The sequence below is a fragment of the Streptomyces purpurogeneiscleroticus genome (assembly GCF_020024005.1).
GTDB lineage: Bacteria > Actinomycetota > Actinomycetes > Streptomycetales > Streptomycetaceae > Streptomyces > Streptomyces purpurogeneiscleroticus.
Map to the genome: position 1 here is coordinate 1 of NZ_NHSG01000214.1, position 24,447 is coordinate 24,447.

Annotated in this window: 22 protein-coding genes; 16 read left to right on the forward strand and 6 right to left on the reverse strand. The window is 73.5% G+C overall.

Annotated elements, in window-relative coordinates; all coding sequences use genetic code 11:
* On the reverse strand, positions 1-1,904 hold a 1,904-nt coding region (locus CCS38_RS13890; RefSeq protein ID WP_223733560.1), incomplete at its 3' end, for a maleylacetate reductase and hydroxyquinol 1,2-dioxygenase domain-containing protein.
* 101 nt (positions 1,905-2,005) lie between these two features.
* Positions 2,006-2,884 (reverse strand): AraC family transcriptional regulator, encoded by an 879-nt coding sequence (locus CCS38_RS13895; RefSeq protein ID WP_223733561.1) that lies wholly within the window; start codon positions 2,882-2,884, stop codon positions 2,006-2,008.
* A gap of 447 nt (positions 2,885-3,331) precedes the next feature.
* Between CCS38_RS13895 and CCS38_RS13900 the strand changes: the two genes are divergently transcribed.
* Positions 3,332-3,793, forward strand: coding sequence for a GNAT family N-acetyltransferase (locus tag CCS38_RS13900; protein WP_223733562.1), 462 nt, complete (start codon positions 3,332-3,334; stop codon positions 3,791-3,793).
* 65 nt (positions 3,794-3,858) lie between these two features.
* Here CCS38_RS13900 and CCS38_RS13905 read toward each other — a convergent pair whose 3' ends face one another.
* Positions 3,859-4,830 carry a bifunctional helix-turn-helix transcriptional regulator/GNAT family N-acetyltransferase gene (locus CCS38_RS13905; protein ID WP_223733563.1) on the reverse strand — a complete coding sequence of 324 codons (972 nt, stop codon included), beginning with the start codon at positions 4,828-4,830 and terminating at the stop codon, positions 3,859-3,861.
* Between the two features lie 65 nt (positions 4,831-4,895).
* Positions 4,896-5,483 carry an Rv1733c family protein gene (locus tag CCS38_RS13910; protein ID WP_223733564.1) on the reverse strand — a complete coding sequence of 196 codons (588 nt, stop codon included), beginning with the start codon at positions 5,481-5,483 and terminating at the stop codon, positions 4,896-4,898.
* Between the two features lie 238 nt (positions 5,484-5,721).
* Between CCS38_RS13910 and CCS38_RS13915 the strand changes: the two genes are divergently transcribed.
* From CCS38_RS13915 to hypE, 14 genes are all read left to right on the forward strand, one after another.
* Complete coding sequence (locus CCS38_RS13915) at positions 5,722-6,564, forward strand: GvpL/GvpF family gas vesicle protein (protein ID WP_223733565.1); 843 nt, start codon at positions 5,722-5,724, stop codon at positions 6,562-6,564.
* A gap of 302 nt (positions 6,565-6,866) precedes the next feature.
* Positions 6,867-9,056 carry a PP2C family protein-serine/threonine phosphatase gene (locus CCS38_RS35535; protein WP_223733566.1) on the forward strand — a complete coding sequence of 730 codons (2,190 nt, stop codon included), beginning with the start codon at positions 6,867-6,869 and terminating at the stop codon, positions 9,054-9,056.
* A gap of 1 nt (position 9,057) precedes the next feature.
* A complete protein-coding gene (locus CCS38_RS13925) occupies positions 9,058-9,876 on the forward strand; it encodes a D-sedoheptulose-7-phosphate isomerase (RefSeq protein WP_223733567.1) in 819 nt (272 codons plus the stop codon).
* Positions 9,869-10,564, forward strand: a complete 696-nt coding sequence (locus tag CCS38_RS13930; RefSeq protein ID WP_223733568.1) for a D-sedoheptulose-7-phosphate isomerase — start codon at positions 9,869-9,871, stop codon at positions 10,562-10,564. Before CCS38_RS13925 ends, CCS38_RS13930 begins: the two co-directional genes overlap by 8 nt.
* Positions 10,561-11,646, forward strand: a complete 1,086-nt coding sequence (locus tag CCS38_RS13935; RefSeq protein ID WP_223733569.1) for an NADH-quinone oxidoreductase subunit B family protein — start codon at positions 10,561-10,563, stop codon at positions 11,644-11,646. The genes CCS38_RS13930 and CCS38_RS13935 overlap by 4 nt, the downstream gene beginning before the upstream one ends.
* Positions 11,636-13,405: a nickel-dependent hydrogenase large subunit gene (locus tag CCS38_RS13940; RefSeq protein WP_223733570.1), complete on the forward strand. Its 1,770-nt coding sequence runs from the start codon at positions 11,636-11,638 to the stop codon at positions 13,403-13,405. The genes CCS38_RS13935 and CCS38_RS13940 overlap by 11 nt, the downstream gene beginning before the upstream one ends.
* 15 nt (positions 13,406-13,420) lie before the next feature.
* Positions 13,421-13,948, forward strand: coding sequence for a NifU-related iron-sulfur-binding protein (locus CCS38_RS13945; protein WP_223733571.1), 528 nt, complete (start codon positions 13,421-13,423; stop codon positions 13,946-13,948).
* Complete coding sequence (locus tag CCS38_RS13950; protein WP_223733572.1) at positions 13,945-14,592, forward strand: DUF5947 family protein; 648 nt, start codon at positions 13,945-13,947, stop codon at positions 14,590-14,592. The genes CCS38_RS13945 and CCS38_RS13950 overlap by 4 nt, the downstream gene beginning before the upstream one ends.
* Positions 14,585-15,214 carry a DUF6084 family protein gene (locus CCS38_RS13955; RefSeq protein WP_223733573.1) on the forward strand — a complete coding sequence of 210 codons (630 nt, stop codon included), beginning with the start codon at positions 14,585-14,587 and terminating at the stop codon, positions 15,212-15,214. The genes CCS38_RS13950 and CCS38_RS13955 overlap by 8 nt, the downstream gene beginning before the upstream one ends.
* Complete coding sequence (locus CCS38_RS13960) at positions 15,208-16,398, forward strand: hypothetical protein (RefSeq protein WP_223733574.1); 1,191 nt, start codon at positions 15,208-15,210, stop codon at positions 16,396-16,398. The genes CCS38_RS13955 and CCS38_RS13960 overlap by 7 nt, the downstream gene beginning before the upstream one ends.
* A complete protein-coding gene (locus CCS38_RS13965; RefSeq protein WP_223733580.1) occupies positions 16,398-17,180 on the forward strand; it encodes a hydrogenase maturation protease in 783 nt (260 codons plus the stop codon). The genes CCS38_RS13960 and CCS38_RS13965 overlap by 1 nt, the downstream gene beginning before the upstream one ends.
* The gene (locus CCS38_RS13970; RefSeq protein WP_223733575.1) at positions 17,158-17,430 is read left to right on the forward strand and encodes a HypC/HybG/HupF family hydrogenase formation chaperone; all 273 of its coding nucleotides are present in this window, start codon (positions 17,158-17,160) and stop codon (positions 17,428-17,430) included. The genes CCS38_RS13965 and CCS38_RS13970 overlap by 23 nt, the downstream gene beginning before the upstream one ends.
* Positions 17,430-18,557: a hydrogenase formation protein HypD gene (hypD, locus tag CCS38_RS13975; RefSeq protein WP_223733576.1), complete on the forward strand. Its 1,128-nt coding sequence runs from the start codon at positions 17,430-17,432 to the stop codon at positions 18,555-18,557. Before CCS38_RS13970 ends, hypD begins: the two co-directional genes overlap by 1 nt.
* Positions 18,554-19,633 (forward strand): hydrogenase expression/formation protein HypE, encoded by a 1,080-nt coding sequence (gene hypE, locus CCS38_RS13980; protein WP_223733577.1) that lies wholly within the window; start codon positions 18,554-18,556, stop codon positions 19,631-19,633. The genes hypD and hypE overlap by 4 nt, the downstream gene beginning before the upstream one ends.
* Before the next feature lie 11 nt (positions 19,634-19,644).
* Here hypE and hypF read toward each other — a convergent pair whose 3' ends face one another.
* Together hypF and CCS38_RS13990 are read right to left on the reverse strand one after the other, a co-directional pair.
* Entirely contained in the window at positions 19,645-21,975 is a 2,331-nt protein-coding gene (gene hypF / locus CCS38_RS13985) for a carbamoyltransferase HypF (RefSeq protein ID WP_223733578.1), read from the reverse strand.
* A gap of 81 nt (positions 21,976-22,056) precedes the next feature.
* The gene (locus tag CCS38_RS13990; protein WP_372457070.1) at positions 22,057-22,875 is read right to left on the reverse strand and encodes a DeoR/GlpR family DNA-binding transcription regulator; all 819 of its coding nucleotides are present in this window, start codon (positions 22,873-22,875) and stop codon (positions 22,057-22,059) included.
* 285 nt (positions 22,876-23,160) lie between these two features.
* On the opposite strand from CCS38_RS13990, the gene CCS38_RS13995 reads away from it, so the two are divergent.
* A partial coding sequence (locus CCS38_RS13995) for an MFS transporter (RefSeq protein WP_223733579.1) occupies positions 23,161-24,447 on the forward strand: 1,287 nt, incomplete at its 3' end.

Below are 24,447 nucleotides of genomic sequence, written 5' to 3' on the forward strand. Positions count from 1 at the left end.
AAGGTGTAGTCGAGGGAGCGCCAGGGGCCGTCCGCCGGGCGGCCGTCGGGGGTGGGTCCGTGGTGCTCGGGGAAGTCGGTGACCAGCGCGTCCTTGACGCCGAAGACGGTGTCGGCATCGATGTAGGCGCCGCCGGCGACGAAGAGCTGGGTGACGAGCGTGCGGCGCCCGGGTGCGCTGATCATGAAGTGGACGTGCGGGGCGCGGTAGGGGTGCCGGCCGACGGCGGTGAGCATCCGCCCGACCGGGCCGTCGTCGGGGATCGGGTACTCCTTGGGCAGGATCGAGCGGAAGCGGATGCGCCCCTCGTCGTCCGCGCGGAAGCGGGCACGCAGCTGCGGCCCGTCCACGTCGGGCAGCTGGACGTCGTAGTAGCCGTCCTCGTTCGCCTGCCAGACGTCGGCCACCGCGCCCGCCAGCGGCTCCCCGTCCAGGTCGGTGATCCGCACGGACACGTACATCGGGGTGCCGGGCAGCCCCTCGGCGAGGTCGGCGCCGTCGGGCAGCGGCGGCGGGCCCTCGACATAGAACGGGCCGAGGACCGCGGACGGGGTGCTCTCGGCCGTACGGGAGTTGGTGAGCAGGTCCACGGCGCTGGAGATGCCGAGGGTGTCGGAGAGCAGGATGAATTCCTGGCGGGTCGCGGAGCACTGCTGCCCGGTGCGGGTCAGGAAGTCGATCGCGTATCGCCATTCGGCGTCGGTGAGGTCGTTGTCGGCGACGAAGCCGTGCAGGCGGCGGGTGAGGTCGGTCAGCAGCTGGCGTACGCGTGCGTCGGGCGCCCCCGCGAAACCGGCGGTGACCTGTGCGAGGAGGGTGTGCAGGGAGTCGGCGAGGGGTTCGGCGGGCGCCGGGCGGCGACCCGCGAAGGCATCGGCGAGGAGCGCCGCGATGCCGTCCTCGGTAACCTCACGGGGGTTGGGGTAGGGCGTGGCGGTGGCGAGCCGGGCGGCGCGCGGCAGATCGGCTTCCGCCAGACCGAGCTCGGCAAGGCTCGTCGGCGCGCCGAGCCGCCGGATCAGGTCGTGCACGGCGGTGGGCGCATCCGCGGCACCCAACGCACGGGCGATACGGCGCATGGCGTCGGGCGCGGCGGGCGCGTTGTGGGCCATGGCGTACGGGAGTACGACGGTGTGCGTGGGCGCGTGCGGCAGGCCGAAGGAGCCGCCGAGGGTGTGGCACAGCTTGTGGTGCAGGCCCATGCCGACGCTGCCGAGGCAGGTACCGGCCAGCCAGGCGGCCTCCAGCGCGTCGGCGCGGGCCTCCCGGTCGGCGGGGTCGGCGACGACCCGGGGCAGCGCACCGGCCAGCAACTCGATCGCCCGGAGCGCGAGTTGGTCGGTCACCGGGTCGGTTTCCGGTGCGTACAGCTCCTCGACCGCGTGCGCCATGGCGTTGATGCCGCTGGTGACGGAGACCGGCACCGGCAGGCCGAGGGTGAGGTCGACGTCGTACAGGACCGTGCCGGGCCGGATCTCCGGTGCCGAGCGGGTGGTCTTCACGCCGTTCTCGGTCTCGCCCAGCACGGGTGTGACCTCGGAGCCGGAGTAGGTGGTGGGAACGACGACCTGCGGCAGCCCGGTCCGTGCGGACACCGCCTTGGCCAGGCCGGTCGTCGAGCCGCCGCCGACGGCGACCAGGCAGTCGGCGGCCAGCTCGCGGGCGACGGCGACGGCCCGTTCGGTGACGTCGACGGGGGTGTGCATCGCCGCGCCGGTGAACTCCCCGGCCGCCGCGGTGCCCAGGATCTCCCGGGTCCGGCGGGCCAGGTCCGTCCGGCCCGGCGTGGTGAGGACCAGAGCGCGGCCGGCGCCCAGGCGGGCCACTTCCCCGGGCAGGCGGCTCAGCGTCCCGGCGCCGAAGAGCACCCGGGCGGGTTGGCTGGAGTAGGTGAATGCACGCATGAGAGCTGAGTATCGCGCCGGCATACGCGCGCGCTCCTGCACGATCCCGCTGTCGCGCCTGCACGAAAGGCGCATTCATCCGGGCAGCGGAAGGGATCGCCTCACGCGCCGCGCCGGAGCGCGCCCGGTGTCGTGTCCAGCTGGGCCCGCAGCACGCGCGTCAGATGCTCCTGGTGCGAGAAGCCGCAGCGGGCGGCGACCTCGCTGATCGGCACGGTGGTGGTCCGCAGCAGCCGGGCCGCCCGTTCCACGCGCAGCCGCATGAGGTACCTGTGCGGCGGCAGCCCGGTGCGCGCCTTGAAGCTGCGTGCGAACTGACTGACGCTCAGGTTCGCGGCCGCCGCGAGGTCGGCGAGCGGCAGCGGGTCCGCCAGCCGGGCGTCCAGCAGCTCCCGTACGGCGTCGAACTGGCGCTCCGTCAGGCCGCGACGGGTGCGGGCCGCGGGAGGGACGGGGCGGCGGGTGCTGTGGTGCCGGGCCAGCTGCCCGGCGATCATCACACCGAGCTGGTCGGCGTAGGTGCGGGCGCCCGGCGACCGGTCCCGTACGACGCCCTCCAGCGCGCGGACGAGCTGTTCCAGCAGCTGGTCGGTGACCCCGAACTCCTCGACGAGCCGGACCGGACGGCCCTCCCCGGCCGCCGTCTGCAGCGCCTCGTCCGCCAGGTAGACGTGCACGGTGTCCAGCCGGCCGCCCAGTTCGACGTCCAGTTCGGTGTCGGCCGGGTGCAGGAAGAGGCCGCCGGGCGGGATGCGCCGCGCCGCGGTGAGGCCGCGCCGGCCGCGGCCGACCGTGACCGGGCCGTCGAGGTGCAGGATCAGCAGATGACTGGGTGCCCCGTCGAAGGCTTCCCGGTAGGGCAGTTCGCGCTGGCTGGAGAGGTAGAGCTGCTCCCAGCCCAGGCCCGCGCTGGTCCGGTCCGGCCGGACCCACGGCCGGTCCAGGATCCCGTGGGTGTCCTGCAGCCCGAGCTCAGCCATCGACTCCCGCCCTCCCGCCTGCGTGCCGGGTGCCCTCCCGACTGGGTGCCGGCCGTCCTCCCGCCTGCGTGTCGGCCGCCTTCCCGCCTGCGCGCCGGTCCGCAGGCGGCGTACCGTTTCCGCCCCCTCTTCCCCCATTGGGGGGTGCACGAGGTCCCCTTCTCAACACAGTACCCGGGGGTACTGACAACGCCGATGCCCCAACGGCCCGCTGACAACAACAGCGGCCCACTGACAACAAAAGCCCACTGGCAACGCCGGCACCCCAGCGCCCCGCCGACACACTGCCCTACCGACAGGGAGACCGCCCCGCCGACAAGGACACCGCCGCAGCGGCGAGAACACTGCCCCAACGGCCCGTGGACGCGCGTACTCTACAAGCCTGTAGAAGGCGGCGCCGGTGACCGGAACCGACCCCGGCCGCCGCGCCCCGGGCGGGAGGTACGCATGGCGGCACCGCGAGGGCCCGCGCGACGGGCACGGTTACGGGTGCTTCCCGGGCCGCGCGGCGGTCCCGTGCCGGACGCCGCCGCCGTCGTCTTCCGCCCGGCCGGGCCCGTGATGCCGGCCGGGCGGCGGGCGGTCGTGATGTGCGATGCGGCGGGGCGGGTCGTGGGGCGGCTGGAGTACCAGCTGTGCCACGCGTGCCGGCGCGGCTACCTCCGCAACATCGCCGTGGCCGAGCGCTGGCGGGGCCGGGGCCTGGCCCGCGAGGCGCTGCACCGTGTGCTTGCCCCGGCCCTGGACTACCGCTGGTACACCTCCCGGCAGACCGCCGACGGCCGCCGGTTCTTCGCGGCGATGGCCGAGGAGACCGCCCTCGCCTTTCCCGCCCCCTTCCTCAGGCGCGGCGCCCGCTGTCCGCACATGACGTCCCGTCGGGCACGCGCCGCACCCGGTCGCGGGTGAGCGGGAGCTCCGTGCAGCGCACGCCGGTCGCGTCCCGTACCTCGGTCGTACCTCGGTCACCATGTTCAGGCCCATGGCACCTCCGACTCCGCTGACTCCGCCGACTCCGGCGACTCCGCCGAATCCGGCAGCGGCCCGGTGATCCGTTTCTCGAACCAGTGGTGCGCGTACGGCTCGTCGTTGAAGGCGGCGACCTCCTGGAAGCCGGCGGAGCGGTACAGGCCGAGGGCCGCGTCGAGCGCCTTGTTGGTGTCCAGGCGCAGTACGTCGCGGCCGTGCCGGGCGGCCCGCTCCTCCAGTTCGGTCAGGAAACGGCGGCCGAGGCCGAGGCGCCGGGCGTGCGGCGCGACCCACATGCGTTTGATCTCGGCCGGGGCACCGGGCGGCAGCTTCAGGCCGGCGCAGCCGACCGGTTCGCCGTGCAGCCGGGCGACCAGGAACAGGCCGTGCGGTGGGCGGAGTTCGCCCGGGTCGGGCAGCAGGCTCCGCGCGGCATCGAAGCCGGTATCGAAGCGCTCCTGGAGCTCGGTGGAGTAGGACCGCAGGCAGTGCCGGGCGTCGGGGTGGTCGGGGTCGACGGCGTCCAGGGTGACGGTCGCGGCGGTCAGCAGCCGGTCGACCTCGGCCATGGCGGCGACCAGCCGGGCGCGCTGGGCGGTGTTGAGCGGCGCCAGCAGGGAGCCGGCCAGCTCGTCGCTGCGGCCGTCGAGCACGGCGCGCTCCGCGCGGCCCGCTGCGGTCAGCCGGGCGGTGCGCACGCGCCTGTCCCGGGGCTGCGGCTCGACCTTCACCAGGCCCTCGGCCTCCAGGGAGCGCAGCAGCCGGCTGACGTATCCGGAGTCGAGTCCGAGGCGCTCGCGCAGCCGGCGGACGTCCCGGCCATCCTCGCCGATCTCCCAGAGCAGCCGGGCCTCGCCGATGGGCCGGTCGCGGCCCAGGTAGTGGTCGTGGAGCACGCCCACCCGTTCGGTGACGGTGCGGTTGAACCGTCGTACTTGGTCGATCTGTGCCGGGTCCGTGGTCATTCGCCGAGCCATTCTCTGACTTTAGTCAGAGAATGGGGTGCGGGCCAGAGGCGGGCAGGCCGGAGCCGGGCGGCCGCTCAGATGTGGTGCCGTCCCCACCGCGGCCCTATCTGGGCCCATTCGCGTTCCCAGCCCGCGAGGCGGACGTGGTCCAGGTAGCGGCGGCCGGTCCAGCGGATGAGCAGGATGAACAGGCCGAAGGCCATGCCGGTACCGAGACCGGCGGCGACGCCGTCGTCGGCCGCCTGCGCGGTGGTCATGGGCGCCGCCGTGGGCCGCCCTTCGGCATCGGTCCAGACCGTGACCGCGGCACCCTTGCGCGTACCGGGGTCGACCCGCACCGTCGTGGTGTGCCGCCGGCCGTCGGGCGCGGTCCAGCGGGCCTGGGCGGGCACCTGGCCGATCTCGGCGGAGAAGCCGGTGGCGGACGGGTCGGCGGGTACGGATTCCAGCAGGCGGCCGGTCAACGCCCGGCGTTCCGCGAGCTGTTCGGCACGTTCAGCGCGCTGGGAGCCGTAGGTGGCGAAGCCGGCGGAGAAGCCGACGACCGGTACGCCCAGGAGCAGCGCCAGGGCCGTCAGCAGGCCGAGCCAGGCGTCCACCACGTCCCAGCGACGGCGCAGCGGGCACCGCCGCCACCGCCAACGTCCGCCGATGTGCTGCATGCCTGCCGCCTCCCTCGGCTCGCTCGGCTCTCCCCCGCCCCCCTGATACCTGTTGTCCGGCTACCCCCTTTTGGGCGAAAGGCTCCTCTTTGCAGGCTAGTCCGTCCGCGGCCGGACCGCGCCTTCGCGCCATTGGCCGGGTTTGCCGGGCCGGGACCCCGGTACCCGTACAGCCAGGAAATCGAACGCAAGAGCGCACGAACCACGAACTCAGGCCGGAGAAGGAGAGGCAGTGGCGGTGACCACGCGTCCGAAGGCAGGCCCCCCAGACGACTCCCCGCAAGGCCCCCTGTATGTCTATGGCATCGTCCGCAGAGGTTTCCGGCCACGCCGGGGCCTCACCGGCGTCGGCGACGCCGCCGTGATCACGGTGCCTGAGGGGCCACTGGCCGCACTGGTCTCCGCCCCGGGCAGCGCCTCCGAGCCGCCCGGCGCCTGCGGCCCGCCCGGGGAGCCGGCCGCCGGCAATGCGTCCCTGCAGGCCACCGCCGACGCCCACCGCAGAGTCGTCGACGAGGCCGCTGCCGCTGTCTGTGTGCTGCCGACGCGTCTCGGCACGGTCCACCAGGACGCACAGGAGGTGCGCCGCACGCTCGCCGCCCGCGCCGACCTGTACCGACGGCTGCTCGCGCGGCTGGACGGGCGGCTGGAGTGGGGCGTGAAGGCATACGCCCAGGACGGGGAGGCCGACGCCGCGCCCGCCGGCACCGAAGCCACGGCGGACGGCGCAGGCGAGCCGACGGACGGGCTGGCCCGCGCGGCCCATCACGCGCTGGCGGACGTCGCCGAGTGCTCCTGCGTGCACTCACCGCAGGACGCCTGCCCGGCCGGCGTTGCCGCTTCCTGCGCCACCTCCGCCTACTGGACGTCCCCCATCGCCCGGGCTCCGTATCCGCACGGCCGGAACCTCCTCGACAGCGCCTATCTCGTGCCGCGCGAGGCGGCCGGCGTCTTCGCCGAGACGGTCGGCGGACTGGCCGCCCGCTCCCCCGCCCTGCGCATCGAACTGACCGGCCCCTGGGCCCCGTACTCCTTCACCGAGCCGGGCCGGCTGCCCGGCTTCCCGGGCTTCCCCCGCTGAGTACCCCTGCCCTGGTGCAGGGACGGGCGTCAACGACCGCCCCCACTCCGCTCGATTGCTGTCAGCCACTGTTCGGATCCCGCTGCCGGCAGCACAGCGGTGCGAAGGCAGCGGTCATCCCCGATCACTTCGCACGGTGACCGTCGGGCCTTGATAGATAACCCGTTGTGAGATGTGCCCTCCGACCCGCCGTTCCGACGCACCGCTTCCTAATTGTGGGGACGCAGGTGTGCAGGGACGACGGGGTGTCATGGGGCGGGCCGAAGAGGGTGCTCCCGGTTCCCGGACGAGGTGGTTGCGGGGTGAGGGTCGCGCGGGTCGAGGAGCTCCTGGCCAAACGCCTGGGGTGCGACGAAGAGCGGGCCCGTGCCTACGCCCGCGGTCTCCTCGGTCCCTCCGGCGACGTACCGGAACCGGTGCCGGAGCCGGGCCCGCGGCCGGATCGGCCGGGCAGCGGCGACGCTCACGGTAAAGAGGGAACGGTCCGCCTCGGCGGCGTACCGCACGGGGACACGGGCGGGCTGGCCGCGGCGCGCGGCCCGGCCGAGCTGGCGCGCCGGCTCCACGACCACGCCCGGCCCCTGGGAGCCACGGCGGTGCTGCTGGCGGTGCTGGACATGGACGGCGTGCTCCGGATGAGCGGGGTCGCCGGCGCTTCGGCCACGACGGTCACCGACTGGGCGCAGGTCCCGCTGCGCTGTGTGCTTCCGCTCGCCCGGATGGCCGTGGCGGACCAGCTCCTGTGGCTCGACGACGAGACCGGCGAGCAGACGCTCACCTGGGTGTCCGCCCGGAGTGACGCGCCGGACGCGCCGCCGCCGGCCCGGGCCCGGTGCGGGCCGGCGGCGCAGAACACCGTGGTGTGCGTGATCAGCGTCGTCTGGCCGCGGCCCGTGCCGGTGCCGGCGGCCGGCCGGGTACGGCTGGAGGCGCTGACCACGGCCGCCGGGCAGCGGCTGCGCGGGCTGGCGGCGCTCGGGCTGCCGGACGACGACGTACGCGCCGCCTGGCTGGGCGCGGTCATCGACGCCATTCCCGCGCCGGCCGCGCTGCTCTTCCCGGTACGCGGCCCTCTCGGCCGGGTCGTGGAGTTCACCATCGACCGCTGCAACGCGCGCGCCACCGCGCTGCTGGGGCGGACGCCCGAGCAGGTCACCGGCAGCCGGCTGCTCGACGCCTTCCCCGGGATGGTCCTCTCCGGCATCTTCGACGCCTATGTGCGGGTGCTGGAGACCGGCGTCCCGCTGAACCGCGGGCCGTTCGCGTACGAGGAGCCGTTCCAGGGGGCGCTGCGGCCCGCCGTGCTGAGCGTGCGCGCGCAACGGGTGGGCGGCGGCCTGCTGGTGAGCTGGTGTTTCCACGACGAGCAGGCCCGGATGCGGGCGCAGATCGACGACGCGGAGCGGCTGGTCCACCTGGGCTGGGCGGAGTGGAACCTCGTCACCGGCGACGTCACGTGGTCCCGCAGGATGTACGACGTCCTGGGGGTGAACCCGGCGCATGGCCCGCTGCCCCTGGACACGCTGTCGGAGTACGTCGCCGAGGACGATCTCCCGGCCGTCGTCGCGGCCGTGCGGTCGCTGTCCGAGGACGGCGGGCCGGTGCGGTTCGAGGTGCGCACCCGCGGGGCCGAGCCGCCGCGGCACGTGAGCGTCAACGCCGAACTGGTACGGGACAGCCGCGGCCGGCTCGTCGCGGTGCAGGGCGTCGTCCAGGACGTCTCCGCCGTGCGCCGGATGGCGGCCGAGCTGGCGGCGTCCCGGCGCGAGGCGGAGGACCAGCAGCTGCGGATGGCCGAGGAGCTGCAGCTGGCGCTGCTGCCCACGGTGCATCCCACACTGCCCGGGCTGCGGGTGGCCGTCCGGTACCAGCCCGCCGAGAACTGCGCGCGGGTGGGCGGGGACTGGTTCGAGGCCGCCCCGCTCCCGGACGGCCGGGTGCTGATCGCCATCGGGGACGTGAGCGGGCACGGCCTGCGCGCGGCGGCGCAGATGGCGCAGCTGCGCAACGCGCTGCTCGGCATCGCGCACACCGGCGCCGACGCGGCCGGGATCCTGGACTGCCTGAACCTTCTGGCCTTCCACGGCCACGAGGACTCGCTGACCGCCACCGCGGTCGTCGGCCACTTCGATCCGGACGGCCGCACGCTCACCTGGGCCCGTGCCGGACACCCGTCGCCCGTCCTGGTGCGGGGCAGCGAGGCGGCGGAGCTGGAGAACGGCGACGGGACCACGCTGGGCGCCAGTCTGGACCCCGGTTACGGCCTGACGACCACCGTCCTGCACACCGGCGACCGGGTGGTCCTGTACACCGACGGGCTCGTCGAGCGCCGCGCCGACCGCGCGGGGGACCGCGAGGACCTGCTGCTGGCCGCTGCCCGGCAGGGTGCCGACGGCACCCCCGAGCAGCACCTCGAAACCTTGTTGTCCGTCCTGCACACCGATCCGGAGGACGACACCTGCGTGATCGTCCTCCATGTGGGAGTTGAGTGAGGTGTCCACCAATGGGCCCTGCGGGCCGGTGCTCGACGGGGCGGCCGTACGGCGGGCCTTCGCGCGCCGGGCGCCCGCCGCCCACGGCCTGACCCGGGCGGCGCCTCACGTGGCCGCCGTCTGCCGGGCGATGGCCGCGCGGTTCGCCCGCGGCGGCAAGCTGATCGTGTTCGGCAACGGCGAATCGGGGACCGACGCGAGCCATGTCGCGGTGGAGTTCATGCACCCGGTCGTGGTGGGCAAGCGGGCGCTGCCGGCGCTGGCGCTCGGCAACGACTCGGCGACGCTCAGCGGCGTCGGCGCGCGCGAGGGCTTCGCCGAGGTCTTCGCCCACCCGCTACGGGCGTTCGCGGACGCCGGGGACATCGCACTGGCGCTCACACCGGACGGTCGCTGCGCGAATGTGCGCCGGGGGCTGGCGGCGGCCCGGGAGCGGGGCCTGCTCACCGTCGTCCTCAGCGGCGGCGATCCGGCGGACGCGCCCCCGGCGGACCACACGCTGGCCGTCGGCAGCGCCGACCCGCTGATCGTCAAGGAGGTGCAGGTGACCGTCTACCACCTGCTGTGGGAGATGACGCATGTCTTCCTCGAAGCACCGGGGGCCGGCGGCACGTGCGACACGTGCGCGGACCGGGCCCGGCCGATGCGGGTGCGGCAACTGCTGCCGGACGGGCTGGCGCTGGCCGTCCCCGAGGCGGACGAGGACGGTCCGCCGCAGGAGATCAGTGTGGCGCTCGTCGACGCGGCGGCCGGCTGCACCGTACTGGTACACGGCGGCGAGGCCATCGCCATGGTGACGACCGGAGCGGCGGATGAGTGACGTGCCGGGCGAGGTGCGGGAGTTGTATCCCTTCCTCTACGAGCGGCGGGCCGCGGACGGGGACCAGGGGGCGCTGACGGAGGAGGTGGTCCGGTCTGCTCGGGAGAAGGCCGCCGGGATCGCCGCGCTCCGGCGGAGGATCGCCGCGGCGGACGCCGGCCGGATCGCCGCGTGCGCAGCGGCGATGGCGGAGCGGTTCGCGGCCGGGGGCCGGCTGTTCGCCTTCGGCAACGGTGGTTCCAGTACGGACGCGCAGGGCCTGGCCACCACGTTCCTGCATCCTCCCGGGGGCCCGGCCGCGGGCGCCGTGGTGCTGCCCGCATTGTCCCTGACCAGTGACGCGGCCGTGGTCACGGCGCTCTCCAACGACGTGGGGTTCGACGTGGTGTTCGCGCGCCAGCTCGCGGCGTTCGGGCGGCCGGGCGACATCGCCGTCGGGCTGTCGACCAGCGGCGGCTCCGCCAATGTCGTACAGGGGCTGGCGGAGGCGGCCCGGCGCGGCCTGCTCACCGTGGCGCTGGCGGGCCACCACGGCGGCCGGCTGGCCCAACTCTCCACGCTGGGACACCTGTTCGTCATGCCCTCCGACTCGGTCCACCGGATCCAGGAGGCGCAGACGACCGTGTACCACGTGCTGTGGGAGCTGATCCAGCAGGCGCTGCGGGCCGGGCGCGGGGGTGGCCGGTGACCGCCGCCCCACGTGCCGATGAGCCCCTGGTCCACCTGTTGTGGCTCAGCGCCGGGCTCGGCTGCGACGGCGAGTCGGTCGCGCTGACGGCCGCGACGCAGCCGAGCGTCGAGGAGATCGTGATGGGCGCGCTGCCGGGCCTGCCGCGGCTGGCGATGCACTGGCCGATGCTCGACTTCGAGTGCGGTCCGGAGGGCGGGGCCTACGACTTCCTCGAGTGGTTCCACCGGGCGGCGCGGGGCGAGCTGGACCCGTTTCTGCTGGTGGTCGAGGGGTCGGTACCGAACGAAGCGATCAAGGCGGAGGGGTACTGGAGCGGGTTCGGCAACGACCCCGGGACGGGGCAGCCGATCACCACGTCCGAGTGGCTGGACCGGCTCACCCCGCGCGCCACGGCCGTGGTCGCGGCGGGCACCTGCGCCGCGTACGGCGGCATCCACGCGATGGCGGGCAATCCGACCGGCGCCATGGGCGTGCCCGACTACCTCGGCCGGGAGTGGGTGTCGAAGGACGGGGTGCCGATCGTGTGCGTGCCCGGCTGCCCGACCCAGCCCGACAACCTCTCCGAGACCTTCGTCTACCTGCTGTACCAGATCACCGGCCAGGCGCCGATGATCCCGCTCGACGAGAATCTGCGCCCGCGCTGGCTCTTCGGCCAGACCGTGCACGAGAGCTGCCACCGGGCCGGCTATTACGAACAGGGCGATCTGGCCACCGGGTTCGACTCCGACCGGTGCCTCGTCAAGATCGGCTGCTGGGGCCCGGTGGTGAAGTGCAATGTGCCCAAGCGCGGCTGGATCAACGGCATCGGCGGCTGCCCGAACGTCGGCGGCATCTGCATCGCCTGCACGATGCCGGGCTTCCCCGACAAGTTCATGCCCTTCATGGACGAGCCGGCCGGGGTGCAGGTGAACCGCCCGGCCGGCGGCCTGTACGCGAGCCTGGTCCGCACCCTGCGCGGGATCACCCTGCACAACGTCGAGCAGGAGCCGTCATGGCGCCGCAAGGGCGATCAGCTCACCACCGGATACGAACCGTCCTGGACCACTGAGCGTCGAGAGGAGCCGCGGCATGGCCGATGAACTGGTCGAGATGGCGTGGGACCCCATCACCCGCATCGTGGGCAGCCTGGGCATCCACACGAAGATCGACTTCGGCCGGGGCCGGGTCTCCGAGTGCTACAGCACATCCTCGATCTTCCGCGGCTACAGCATCTTCCTGCAGGGCAAGGACCCCCGGGACGCGCACTTCATCACCAGCCGGATCTGCGGCATCTGCGGCGACAACCACGCCACGTGCTCGGTGTACGCACAGAACATGGCGTACGGAGCCCGGCCGCCGGCGCTCGGCGAGTGGATTCTGAACCTCGGCGAGGCCGCTGAGTACATGTTCGACCACAACCTCTTCCAGGAGAACCTGGTCGGGGTGGACTACTGCGAGCGCATGGTCCGCGCGACCAACCCGGGCGTCCTGGAGCTCGCCGAGCGGACCGAGGCACCCCACGCGGACCTGCACGGCTACCGCACCATCGGCGGGATCATGCGGTCGCTGAACCCGCTGGAGGGCGCCTTCTACCGCGAAGCACTGCAGGTCAGCCGCTCGACGCGGGAGATGTTCTGTCTGATGGAGGGGCGGCACGTACACCCCTCCACGCTCTACCCCGGCGGCGTCGGCACGGTCGCCACGGTCCAGCTGTTCACCGACTATCTGACCCGGCTCATGCGGTACGTGGAGTTCATGAAGAAGGTCGTGCCCCTCCACGACGACCTCTTCGACTTCATCTACCAGGCGCTGCCCGGGTACGAGGAGGTCGGCCGGCGACGGGTGCTGCTCGGCTGCTGGGGCGGCCTCCAGGACCCCGCCCACTGCGACTTCGACTACCGCACGATGGCCGACTGGGGGCGCAAGGCGTTCATCACGCCGGGCGTCGTGGTCGACGGCGAACTGGTCACCAACGACCTGATCGACATCAACCTCCGCATCCGCATCCTGCTGGGCAGTTCCTTCTACGAAGACTGGGCGGACCGCGAGCCCTTCGTCACCGAGGACCCGGCGGGCAACCCCGTCGACCGGCGGCACCCGTGGAACCAGCACACCCTCCCGCGCCCCCAGAAGCGCGACTTCGACGACAAGTACAGCTGGGTGATGTCACCACGGTGGTTCGACGGGAAGGACCACCTGGCGCTGGACACCGGGGGCGGGCCGCTGGCCCGGCTGTGGTCCACGGCGCTGTCCGGGCTGGTGGACACCGCACATCTCAAGGCCACCGGGCACAGCGTGCTGATCCATCTGCCGCGTACCGCCACCGCACCGGAGACGACCTTCGAGTGGCGCATCCCCCACCACAACGGCGAGCCGCTCAGCAACGCCATCGAACGCAACCGTGCCCGTACGTACTTCCAGGCGTACGCGGCGGCCGCGGCGCTGCACTTCGCGGACCGGGCGCTCGCCGAGGTCCGGGCGGGCCACACCGACACCTGGTCGCCGTTCACCGTGCCGGACGAGGCCGTGAGCTGCGGGTTCAGCGAGGCGGTGCGCGGCGCGCTCTCGCACCACATGGTGATCAGGGGCGGCAGGATCGCCAACTACCACCCGTACCCGCCGACGCCGTGGAACAGCAGCGTCCGAGACGTGCACGGCACGCCGGGCCCCTTCGAGGACGCCGTGCAGCACACCCCGATCTTCGAGGAGAACCCTCCGGAGAAGTTCAAGGGCATCGACATCATGCGCGCGGTGCGCAGCTTCGACCCGTGCATGCCCTGCGGAGTGCACATGTTCCTCGGCAACGGCCGGGTGCTGAAGAAGTCCCTCTCCCCCACCGCCTACGACCACGGAAGCTGACGAGGAAGCCGTGTCATGGACGAGCTACGACAGGCCGAAGCGCGGGTGGAGCAGCTGCTCGCCCAGCTCTCCACCGCACCGCGGGTGGGCGAACAGGCCGAGGAACTGGTGCGGTTGCTGATGCGGCTGTACGGCGAGGGGCTGGCCCGGGTCGTCGGGCTGCTGCCTGCCGAGACGGTGCGGACGCTGGCCGCCGACGACCTCGTGGGCAGCCTGCTGATCCTGCACGATCTGCATCCGCGCGGCACGGCGGAGCGGGTGGCCGACGCGCTGGAGCAGGTACGGCCCTTCCTCGGCACGCACACCGACAGCATCGAGCTGGCGGGCATCGACGCTTCCGGGCGGGCCACGGTCCGGCTGCGCGGAGGCGGGTGCGGGGGCTGCGCGTCCGGGGCCGTCGAGCAGGCCGTCGAGCGCGCCGTCCGGGCCGTCGCACCCGAGGTTACCGGCGTACGAGTGGAGCAACTCCTCGCGCAGCGAACCCTGTTGCAGATCGGCTCGCGGCCGCCGGCCGACGCGCCTGCCTCCGGAGCGCGCCCGTGACGGCCGGCGCCGGCCTGCGCCGGTTCCGCGAGCCCGCGCCCGCAGCGCACCGGCAGCGCGCCGGGCCCCGCTGCGATCTGTGCGCCGCCGGCCTGGAAAGCGGCCACGGACACGTCGTGGACCTCGACGGCCGCGGCCTGCTGTGCGCCTGCCGGGCCTGCCGTACGGTGCTGACCCACCCGGGCGCGGCCGACGGCCGCTACCGCGGGGTGCCCGACCGCCACCTGCACCTCCGCGACACCGCGCTCACCGCGGCCGACTGGGAGGCGCTGGGGCTGCCGGTCGGCATGGTCTTCTGCTTCCGCAACTCCCGGCTGGGCCGCCATGTGGTCTTCTATCCGAGCCCCGGAGGTGCCACCGAGTCCCTGCTGCCGGACGGGGCCTGGCGGCAGCTCATGGCCGCCCACCCGGACGTCGCGGACCTGGCCGACGACGTGGAAGCGCTGCTGCTGCGCCGTACCGGCGACGGCGTCGAATGCCACCTCGTCCCCATCGACACCTGTTACGACCTGGTCGGGCGGGTGCGGCTGCACTGGCGGGGCTTTGACGGCGGGTCGGACGTCCACCGCGAGCTGGACGCCTTCTTCGCCGGGCTGCGCGCCCGTCCGGGCGGACCGGCGATCCGGGGGACCGCCCATGGCTGACCTCGTCTTCGACTGTCCCGGGGTCCGCCCGGAGCCGTACGCCGCCGCGCCGTCCCTGATCCTCCGGCTGCGGATCACGGAGCGCACGGGCGGCGAGGTCCGCGCGGTCGCACTCCGCTGTCAGCTGCGCATCCAGCCGGCCCTGCGGTCGTACAGCGACCGGGAGGCACGCCGCCTGACCGGTCTGTTCGGCGACCGGCACCGCTGGGCCACGACACAGCAGCCACTGCAACTGGCCACGGTGACCGCGATGGTGCCGGCGTTCGCCGGGGCCACGGAGATCGACATACCGGTACCCGTCTCATACGACCTGGAGGTGGCGTGCGGGCAGTACTTCCATGCGCTGGAGGACGGCGAGGTGCCGCTGTTGCTGCTGTTCAGCGGCACGGTCTTCACGTCGGGCGGGATCGGGATGGTGCCGTGGGAGCGGGAGTGCGCGGCGGTGCTGCCGGCGGCCGTGTGGCGCGAGCTGATGGACCTGCACTTTCCGGGCTGCGGGTGGCTGCGGCTGCGCCGGGAGACCCTGGACGCGCTGCTGGCCTTCAAGCACGACCGGCAGCTGACGACGTGGGAGGAGACGGTCGGGGCGCTGCTCGGCCGGGCCGGGGAGGGGCCGTGCTGAGCGGCGGTGCCGGGCGGGAGCCCGCCGGGTTCGCGCGGGCCCGCGCGGTGGCCGACGCCGTGCTCTTCGAGGGGTACGTCCTCTACCCGTACCGGGCGTCCGCCCCCAAGAACCGGCTGCGCTGGCAGTTCGGCGTGCTGGCGCCCCAGGGTTCGGACCGGTCGGAGACCTCGTACGCGGAAAGCGATTCGCTCGTGGAAGTGCGGCCGGGCGCCGCGGTGTCCCTCACCGTACGGCTGCGGTTCCTTCAGGTGCGGCGGCGGTACGCCCGCGCGCCCGGCGATCCGCCGTGGGACGAGGGGGTGGTGCGGGAGGTCGAGGTGGACGCCGGTCTCGTGCCCGGCGTGTGCGTCACGCATCCCTTCGAGGTGCCCGGCGGGGAGGACGACGGGCGGCGCCGGTGGCCGCTCTCCGGGGAGCTGCGGATCACGGCGGAGGCCGAGCCCGGGCCGTACGGCCTGCTGCGGGTGCGGGTGCGGACCGAGAACCGCACGGCGGGCGGCTCCCCGGACCGTACGGAGATGCTGTGCGGCGCGCTCATCGGCACGCACACACTGCTCGCCGTCTCCGGCGGCCGGTTCCTGTCGCCGGTCGATCCTCCCGAGTGGGCCGCCGGGGCCGTCGCCCGGTGCGAGAACGCGTACACCTGGCCGTCCCTCGTCGACGACAGCACACTGCTCTGCGCCCCGGTCATCCTGGGCGACCGGCCGCGGATCGCGCCGGAGAGCACCGCCGACTTCCACGACGGCACGGAGATCGACGAGTTGCTGACGCTGCGCACGATGACGCTCACCGAGGACGAGAAGCGCGAGGCCCGCGCCACCGACCCGCGTGCGGCGGCGATCGTGGACCATGCCGAGAGCGTCACGCCGGACGTGCTGGAGCGGCTGCACGGCACGGTGCGGCCCAGTCCCCCGGCCGGGGCCGATGACCTCGTGCCGGTGACCGGCGGCCGGGCCGGGCGGGGCTCCCGGGTACGGCTGCGTCCCGGGAGCCGACGGGCCGACGCGCAGGACATGTTCCTCGCGGGACGCACCGCGCGGGTGGCGGTCGTCCTCCGGGACGTGGACGGCAGTACGCACCTGGCCGTGACGCTCGACGACGATCCGGGGGCCGACCTGCGCGAAGAGGTCGGCCGGTACCACTACTTCGCGCCGGACGAGGTGGAGCTGCTGTGCACGTGATGGTCGCGGGCGTGGGCAATGTCTTCCTCGGCGACGACGGGTTCGGCGTCGCGGTGGCCGGACGGCTGGCCGGCACCGAACTGCCCGGCGGCGCGCGGGCCGCCGATTACGGCATCCGCGGGGTGCACCTCGCGCACGAGCTGATGAACGGCTACGACGGGCTGGTCCTGGTCGACGCGGTACAGCGCGGCGGGCCACCGGGAACGGTGTACCTCCTGGAGCCGGTGGAGCCGGAGGACGATGCGGCCACGCCCGCGCTGGACGCGCACGACATGGCGCCCGGGACCGTGCTGGCGCTGCTCCGGCGGTTCGGCGTGCGGCTCCCGTGGGTGACCGTGATCGGCTGCGAACCGGCCGTGGTGCGCGAGGGGATGGGCCTGAGCCCGCCCGTGCTGGGCGCGGTCGACGAGGCCGTGCGCCTGGTGCGCGAGCTGCTGGCGGAACGCCTGGACGGCAATCCCGCCGCCACAGGAACGGAGAAGGGACGGAGGACGGGCGCCATGCATGAGGTCGGACTGTGCGAAGGAATCCTGGAGGCGGTGGAGGGCCGGGCGCAGGGGCGCCGGGTCACGGGCGTGACCGTACGGATCGGTGAGCAGCACGCCGTGGTCGGGCCCGCGCTGGCGCAGTCCTTCGCGCTGGTCGCGGCGGGCACGGTCGCCGAGGGCGCGGCCGTCGAGCTGTTCACCGTGCCCGGGGACGAGTTCACCCTGCTCTCCATCCGGGTGGCGGGCGACACGGGGGCCGGGGGTGGTGGCCGTGTGCCTGGGGATTCCCGGTGAGGTCGTGGAGCTGGTCGCGGACCAGCCCGATCTGGCGCGGGTGAGCGTCGGCGGTGTCCGGCGGGCCGTCAACATCGCGCTGCTGGAAGGGGAAGGGGTGGCGCCCGGCGACTGGATCCTGATCCATGTCGGGTTCGCGCTGTCCCGGATCGACGAGGCCGAGGCGCGGGCCGCCATGGAATTCCTCGAAGGCATCGGCCAGGCGTACGAGGACGAGATCGAGGCACTACGGGAATCGGGTACCGGCTGATGCGTTATGTCGACGAGTACCGCGACGCGGACAAGGCCCGGGCGCTCGCCGTCCGGATCGCCGGGCTCTGCGCGCCGGGCCGCTCGTACACCTTCATGGAGGTGTGCGGCGGTCACACGCACACCATCTACAAGCACGGCATCGAGGACCATCTGCCCGAGAACGTCACGCTGGTGCACGGCCCCGGCTGTCCGGTCTGCGTGATCCCAATGGGCCGGGTGGACGACGCGCTGCACCTCGCCCGGCAGCCGGACACCATCATGACGTCGTTCGGCGACATGATGCGGGTGCCCGGTGGCAGCCGGTCGTTCCTGGACGCCAAGGCCGAGGGCGCCGACATCCGCATGGTGTACTCGCCGCTCGACGCGCTGCGCATCGCCCGGCAGAACCGGGACAAGCGGGTGGTCTTCATGGCCATCGGCTTCGAGACCACAGCGCCGTCGACCGCGGTCACGGTGCGGCGCGCGGCGGCCGAGAAGCTGGACAACTTCTCGGTGTTCTGCAACCACGTCACGATCATCCCCGCGGTGAAGGCCTTCCTGGACTCGCCCGACCTGCGGCTGGACGGCTTCCTCGGCCCGGGCCACGTCTCCACGGTCATCGGCTGCCGCCCGTACCGCTTCATCGCGGCGGAGTACGGCAAGCCCCTGGTCGTCGCCGGGTTCGAGCCGCTGGACATTCTTCAGTCGATCCATCTGCTGCTCCGTCAGCTGGCGGAGGGACGGTGCGCGGTGGAGAACCAGTACGCCCGGGTCGTTCCCTGGGACGGCAACCCCAAGGCGCTGCGGGCCCTGAGCGAGGTCATGGAGCTGCGCCCGTCCTTCGAGTGGCGCGGCCTCGGCACCATCCCGTACTCGGCGCTGCGCATCCGGGAGGCATACGCGGAGTACGACGCGGAGCGGGTCTTCGGCATTCCGGGAGTACGGGTCGCGGACCCCACGTCCTGTCAGTGCGGCGAGGTGCTCAAGGGCGTGCTCAAGCCCTGGCAGTGCAAGGTCTTCGGCACCGCCTGCACGCCGGAGACGCCGATCGGCACCTGCATGGTCTCCTCGGAGGGGGCGTGCGCCGCGTACTACCACTTCGGCCGGTTCACCCGGTCCGCCGTACGGGAGGCGACCCGGTCATGACCGCCGAGCGGGAAGAACAAGTACTCCGGCGGATCGACCGGGCGCGCCGCCGCAAGGCCCGGGTCAGGGAGGAGCGCATCACCCTGGCGCACGGCGCCGGCGGCAAGGCGACGCACACGCTCATCGAGGCGGTGTTCCTGGAGGCGTTCGACAATCCGCTGCTGGCACCGCTGGAGGATCAGGCGGTGTGCCCGGCGGGCGGCGCGCGGCTGGCCTTCACCACGGACTCCTATGTGGTCTCGCCGCTCTTCTTCCCCGGCGGTGACATCGGCGATCTCGCGGTGAACGGGACGGTCAACGACCTGGCGATGTGCGGGGCCCGGCCGCTGTACCTCTCGGCCGGCTTCATCCTGGAGGAGGGCTTCCCGGTCGCCGACCTGACCCGCGTAGCCGGGTCCATGGCGCGAGCCGCCGAGGCGGCGGGCGTGCGGATCGTCACCGGCGACACCAAGGTCGTGGAGCGCGGCAAGGCCGACGGGGTGTATGTGAACACCGCGGGGGTGGGGGTGGTGGAGCACCACTTCACACTGGGTGCCGGAAGGGCGCGGCCCGGCGACGCGGTCCTGGTGTCCGGGCCGGTGGGCGACCACGGTACGACGGTCATGCTGGCCCGCGGCGAGCTGGGCATCGAGAGCGACCTGGTCTCGGACACCGCCCCGCTCGCCGCGCCGGTGGCGGCGCTGCTGGCGGCGTGCGGGGACGGCGTACGGTGCCTGCGCGACGCGACGAGGGGCGGCGTGGCGACCGTGCTGAACGAGATCGCACGGGCTTCGGACGTCGCGGTGGTGCTCGACGAGTCCGCCGTACCGGTCCGGGACGAAGTACGCGGCGCGGCAGAGCTGTTGGGGATTGATCCGCTCTATATCGCCTGCGAGGGGCGGATGGTCGTGGTGGTGGACGGGGCGTGCGCCGAGTCGGCTGTGGCGGCGCTGCGGTTGCGGCCGCCGGGCGAGCGCGCGGCGGTCGTCGGCCGGGTGGTGGCCGAGCCGGCCGCACTGGTCCTGGTGAGGACGGAGTTCGGCGGCACCCGCATCCTGGATGTACTGATCGGTGACCCGCTGCCGCGGATCTGCTGAGGACGGCGTGCTCACCCCCACTCCGCTGCGTCGTCCCGGGCCGCCGCGACGGCCGCCTGGCCGAGGCTGATGCCGCCGTCGTTGCACGGCACGCGGCGGTGGGTGAGGACGCGGAAGCCGGCGCGTTCCAGGGCCGGGACGGTCCGGTCCAGCAGGAGGCCGTTCTGGAAGACGCCGCCGGAGAGCGCGACGGTGGTGAGCGCGGTGGTTTCGCGCAGCCGTCCGCAGACGTCCGCGATCAGGCGCGCGACGCCGTTGTGGAACCGGGCCGCGACGGTTGCGGGAGGCGTGCCCGCACGTACGTCGTCGGCCGCGGCGCGCACCAGGTCCGCGCCGTGCACCCGGTAGGCGTCGTCGCCCCGTACAGGACAGTCGAGGCGTACGGGATAGCCGTCGCGGACGGCCGGGTCGGCGCACCGCTCCAGCTCGATCGCCGCCTGCCCTTCGTAGCGCACGGTGTCGCGGAGGGAGAGGATGGCGGCGACGGCGTCGAAGAGCCGGCCGGCGCTGGAGGTGAGCGGGGAGTTGACGCCGGCGGCGGCCAGCGCCCGTACGTGGTCCCAGCGTTCACCGTGCCGTCGGCGGACGGCGAGACCGTCGCCGCCGGTCGCGTCCAGGTATGCGGCGGCCATCCGCCACGGCTCCCTGACCGCCGCCGCGCCTCCGGGGAGCGGCACCGGCACGAGGTGTGCCGCGCGGCGGAAGCCGCACAGATCGGCGAGGAGGAACTCGCCGCCCCACAGTGTGCCGTCGGTGCCCCACCCCAGCCCGTCGAAGGCCACTCCGATGACCGGGCCACGTGCCTGATGTTCCGTCAGGCAGGCGCCGAGGTGCGCGTGGTGGTGCTGGACGCCGACGAGGCGCGCGTCCGTGGCGTCGGCTCGGTCGTGCGCGTACTTGGTGGAGAGGTATTCGGGGTGCAGGTCGTGGGCGATCAGCGCGGGTTCGAGGGCGTACAGCCGCGCGAAGTCGGCGATGCCGTCCGTGTACGCGGTCAGCGTCTCGTAGTTCTCCAGGTCGCCGAGGTGCGGGGAGAGGACCGCGCGTCGGCCCCGGGCCAGGCAGAAGGTGCTTTTCAGCTCCGCGCCGCAGGCCAGTACCGGGCGGGCGGCGGGCACGGGCAGCGGCAGCGGCGCCGGGGCGCAGCCGCGCGCCCGCCGCACCGGGACGGTACGGCCCGAGCGGACCCGGATCACGGAGTCGTCGGCGCGCCGGTGGATGGGCCGGTCGTGGGTGAGGAAGGCGTCGGCGAGGGTGCCGAGCCGCGCGAAGGCGTCGTCGTCGCGGAAGGCGAGGGGTTCGTCCGCGAGGTTGCCGCTGGTGAGGACGGCGGGGCTGCCGAGTTCCGCGGCGAGGAGGTGGTGCAGCGGGGTGTAGGGCAGCAGCAGTCCGAGTTCGCGGCAGCCGGGGGCGACGGAGGCCGCGATCGTCGGTGGTCGGTCTGCGGGCGGCCGGCGCGCGGCGAGCACGATGGGGCAGTGCGGTCCGGTGAGCAACTCCCTCGCTGTTTCGTCCAGTTCGCACAGCCGCTCGGCCGTCGCCAGGTCGGGTACGAGCACCGCGAACGGCTTGTCCGCACGGTGTTTGCGAGCCCGCAGCGCGGCGGCGGCCGGCTCGCACCCGGCGGCCACGGCGAGGTGGTAGCCGCCCAGTCCCTTGATGGCGAGGATGCGCCCGGCACGCAGCAGCCCGGCCGCCGCCGCGACCGGCTCGCCCGGCACCGGCGTACCGGCCGCGTCGACCAGCCGGAGCGTCGGTCCGCAGGCGGGGCAGCACAGCGGCTGGGCGTGGAAGCGCCGGTCGGTGGGGTCCTCGTACTCGGCGGCGCACGCGGCACACATCGGGAAGCCCGCCATCGTCGTGCGGGCCCGGTCGTAGGGCAGGTCGCGGGTGATGGTGTACCGCGGGCCGCAGTTGGTGCAGTTGAGGAACGGGTAGCGGTGCCGCCGGTCGGCCGGGTCGCGGAGTTCGCGCAGGCAGTCGGCGCAGGTGGCGATGTCGGGGGCGATCGGGGTGCGGGGCGTGTGCTCCGCAGCGCCGGCCGCGCGGTGGCTGGCCGCGATGACGAAGCGGGGGTCCGCTCCACCGGCCGGCGGCAGCGGCCGCGCGGTGATCCGCTCGATGACGGCCAGCGGCGGCGGCCGGCTCTCCAGTAACTCCCGGAAGCGCGCCACGGCGTCCGCCGGGCCCTCGACCTCGATGAGTACTCCGGCGGGGTCGTTGGCGACCATGCCGCTCAGCGCGAGCCGGGCGGCCGTCGCGTGCACGAAGGGCCGGAACCCGACCCCCTGCACGGTCCCTTCGACGCGGAGCCCGACGCGTACGGTGTCCACGCCGGGCATGGTGGCGGGCGGTGCCCGCCTGCCGGGCGCGATTACGGGAAGTGCGCCGCCGTCGCCATCCCGCGTGCTAGAGCCTGTGGCTCAGGCGCCGCCGCCGACCGTGATCACGGACACTCCGAGGTCCCGGAGGCGGCGCAGTTCGGCGACGGGCAGCGCGTCGTCGACGAGGACGGTGTCGAAGTCGGTGAGCGGGGCCAGCGCGTAGACGCCCCTGCGGGCGAACTTGGTGTGGTCCACCAGCAGTACGCGGCGCGCGGCCCGGTCCATCAGCGCCCGTTTGACCTGCACCGTCTCCTGCGACTGGTGGTAGCAGGTGTCGCCGGTGACGGCCGTGGTGGACATGAACAGGATGTCCGCGCGGAAGGAGCGGACCGAGTCGGCGGTGTGCGGGCCGAGGAACGCGTCGTACGCCGGGTAGTACGAGCCCCCGAGGGCGAGCAGGGTGATGCCGGGCTCGCCCGCCAGCAGCTTGATGACCGGCAGGAAGTTGCTGATGACGGTGAGCGGTCCGCGTTCGGTGAGGTGCTGGGCCAGCGCGAGGCAGGTGGTGGACTCGTCGATCATGACGGTCTGGCCGGGGGTGAGCAGCCGGAGCGCGGCGCGGGCGAGCCGGCGCTTCGTCGCGTTCATGGCGGCCATGCGTTCGCTGAGGTCGCCGTGGAAGAGCAGTGAGGGGAGGGAGGAGGCGCCGCCCCGCACCTTGCGCAGCCAGCCCTGGGCCTGGAGGACGTCCAGGTCGCGGTGGATGGTCATGATGCTGACCGCGTACTCCTCGGCTAGCGCGGCGGTGCGGACGAATCCCTCGGCGGCGACCTGTTCGCGGATGCGCTGCCGCCGTGCGTTCTGGATGTCCTCCCGTCTCGCGCTGCCGCCCGGCGGGCCGCCGTCGTCCTCGGTCACTGCGGGAACCTCTCGTTAACTTCACGCGGATCTCACACGGCGGGACCCCTTCGGCGTCCCAGGTCAGCGCGGAAATGCCGAGCTCACGCCGCGTTGCCGCCATGTTAAGCCCGGGGTACGGGGGTCCGCCGCCGGCGGTTTTCACGCGGCGGCCCGGCCGGCCCGCGAGAGGTGATCCGGCGGGCGTTGACCGGCTCGGCGCGGCCCGCGTTGCATCGGTTCCACAAGGGGCCCGGCCGCGCCGGTCAGGGGCGCGGCCGCCCGTATCACTGGAAGAGGTGCCTCGTGGCCAGTACTCCTCCCGGGCCGACCGGGCCGCCGCGCGCAGCACGGCCGGCGTGGACCGACCGGCTCGGCATTCCCCGCGGGCTCACCTGGGGATTCGTCGGTGTCCTCGTGTTCATGATCGGTGACGGCGTCGAGTCCGGGTATCTCTCGCCGTATCTGGTGCAGGAGGGCCTGTCCGCGCAGCGGGTGGCGATGCTGTTCACCGTCTACGGCGTCACCGCGTCCGTCGCCGCGTGGCTCTCCGGCGCGCTGTCGGACCTGTGGGGTCCGCGCCGGGTGATGATGGCGGGGTTCGGTGCCTGGGTCGGGTTCCAGGTGCTCATGCTGGCGATCGCGGTGCCCTCGATGAACTATCCGCTGCTGCTCCTCAGCTACGGCCTGCGCGGCATCGGCTATCCGCTCTTCGCGTTCGGCTTCCTGGTGTGGATCGCGGCGACGGCACCGGAGAAGCGGCTCGGCACGGCCGTCGGGTGGTTCTGGTTCGCCTTCACCGGCGGGCTGCCGACGCTGGGCTCGCTCACCGCGAGCTTCCTCATCCCGCAGATCGGCGCCTACGGCACGCTGTGGTTCTCGCTCGGCCTGGTCGTCCTCGGCGGGCTGATCGCGCTGCTGCTCGTCCGCGAGCGGACCGGCTTCGCGCGGCTGGCCCCGGCCGGTGAACGCCCGCTGGCCACGCTCTTCGGGAGTCTGGCGCTGCTCGGGCGCAATCCGCGGATCGGTGCCGGTGCCGTGGTCCGCATGATCAATACGGTGCCGGAGTTCGGCTTCCTGGTGTGCCTGCCGGCGTTCTTCACGCAGACCGTCGGACTGAGCCTGTCGCAGTGGCTGCGCCTGCTGTCCGTGATGTTCGCGGTCAACATCGTCTTCAACCTGGTCTTCGGTGTGCTCGGGGACCGGATCGGCTGGCGGCGCACGGTCGCCTGGTGCGGCGGCGCCGGCTGTACGGTCACCTCGCTGCTGCTGTACTACGTGCCGACGCTGCTCGGCGGGCAGTACGCGCTGTGCCTGCTGGTGGCGGGCCTGTTCGGCGCCACGCTGGCCGGTTACGTGCCGCTCTCCGCGCTGATGCCCTCGCTCGCCCCCGCGCACAAGGGCCAGGCGATGGCGGCGCTGAACCTGGGCGCCGGTGCCAGTACGTTCGTCGGCCCCGCCCTCGTCGCGGTCTTCCTCGGGCCGCTCGGCGTGCAGGGCGTCATCTGGATCTTCGCCGGGCTGTACGCGCTGAGCGGGGTACTGGCCCTGTACCTGCGGACGCCCGCCGAGCGTGGCGCAACGGCCCCTGCC

Bases quoted from the DNA above. Each gene is read 5' to 3' on its own strand.
- hypE (WP_223733577.1), top strand. From the start codon at position 18,554: ATGACCGCCGAGCGGGAAGAACAAGTACTCCGGCGGATCGACCGGGCG.
- hypF (WP_223733578.1), bottom strand. From the start codon at position 21,975: ATGCCCGGCGTGGACACCGTACGCGTCGGGCTCCGCGTCGAAGGGACC.
- CCS38_RS13955 (WP_223733573.1), top strand. From the start codon at position 14,585: ATGGCTGACCTCGTCTTCGACTGTCCCGGGGTCCGCCCGGAGCCGTAC.
- CCS38_RS13940 (WP_223733570.1), top strand. From the start codon at position 11,636: ATGGCCGATGAACTGGTCGAGATGGCGTGGGACCCCATCACCCGCATC.
- CCS38_RS13965 (WP_223733580.1), top strand. From the start codon at position 16,398: ATGGTCGCGGGCGTGGGCAATGTCTTCCTCGGCGACGACGGGTTCGGC.
- CCS38_RS13930 (WP_223733568.1), top strand. From the start codon at position 9,869: ATGAGTGACGTGCCGGGCGAGGTGCGGGAGTTGTATCCCTTCCTCTAC.
- CCS38_RS13945 (WP_223733571.1), top strand. From the start codon at position 13,421: ATGGACGAGCTACGACAGGCCGAAGCGCGGGTGGAGCAGCTGCTCGCC.
- hypD (WP_223733576.1), top strand. From the start codon at position 17,430: ATGCGTTATGTCGACGAGTACCGCGACGCGGACAAGGCCCGGGCGCTC.
- CCS38_RS13900 (WP_223733562.1), top strand. From the start codon at position 3,332: ATGGCGGCACCGCGAGGGCCCGCGCGACGGGCACGGTTACGGGTGCTT.
- CCS38_RS13905 (WP_223733563.1), bottom strand. From the start codon at position 4,830: ATGGCTCGGCGAATGACCACGGACCCGGCACAGATCGACCAAGTACGA.
- CCS38_RS13895 (WP_223733561.1), bottom strand. From the start codon at position 2,884: ATGGCTGAGCTCGGGCTGCAGGACACCCACGGGATCCTGGACCGGCCG.
- CCS38_RS13910 (WP_223733564.1), bottom strand. From the start codon at position 5,483: ATGCAGCACATCGGCGGACGTTGGCGGTGGCGGCGGTGCCCGCTGCGC.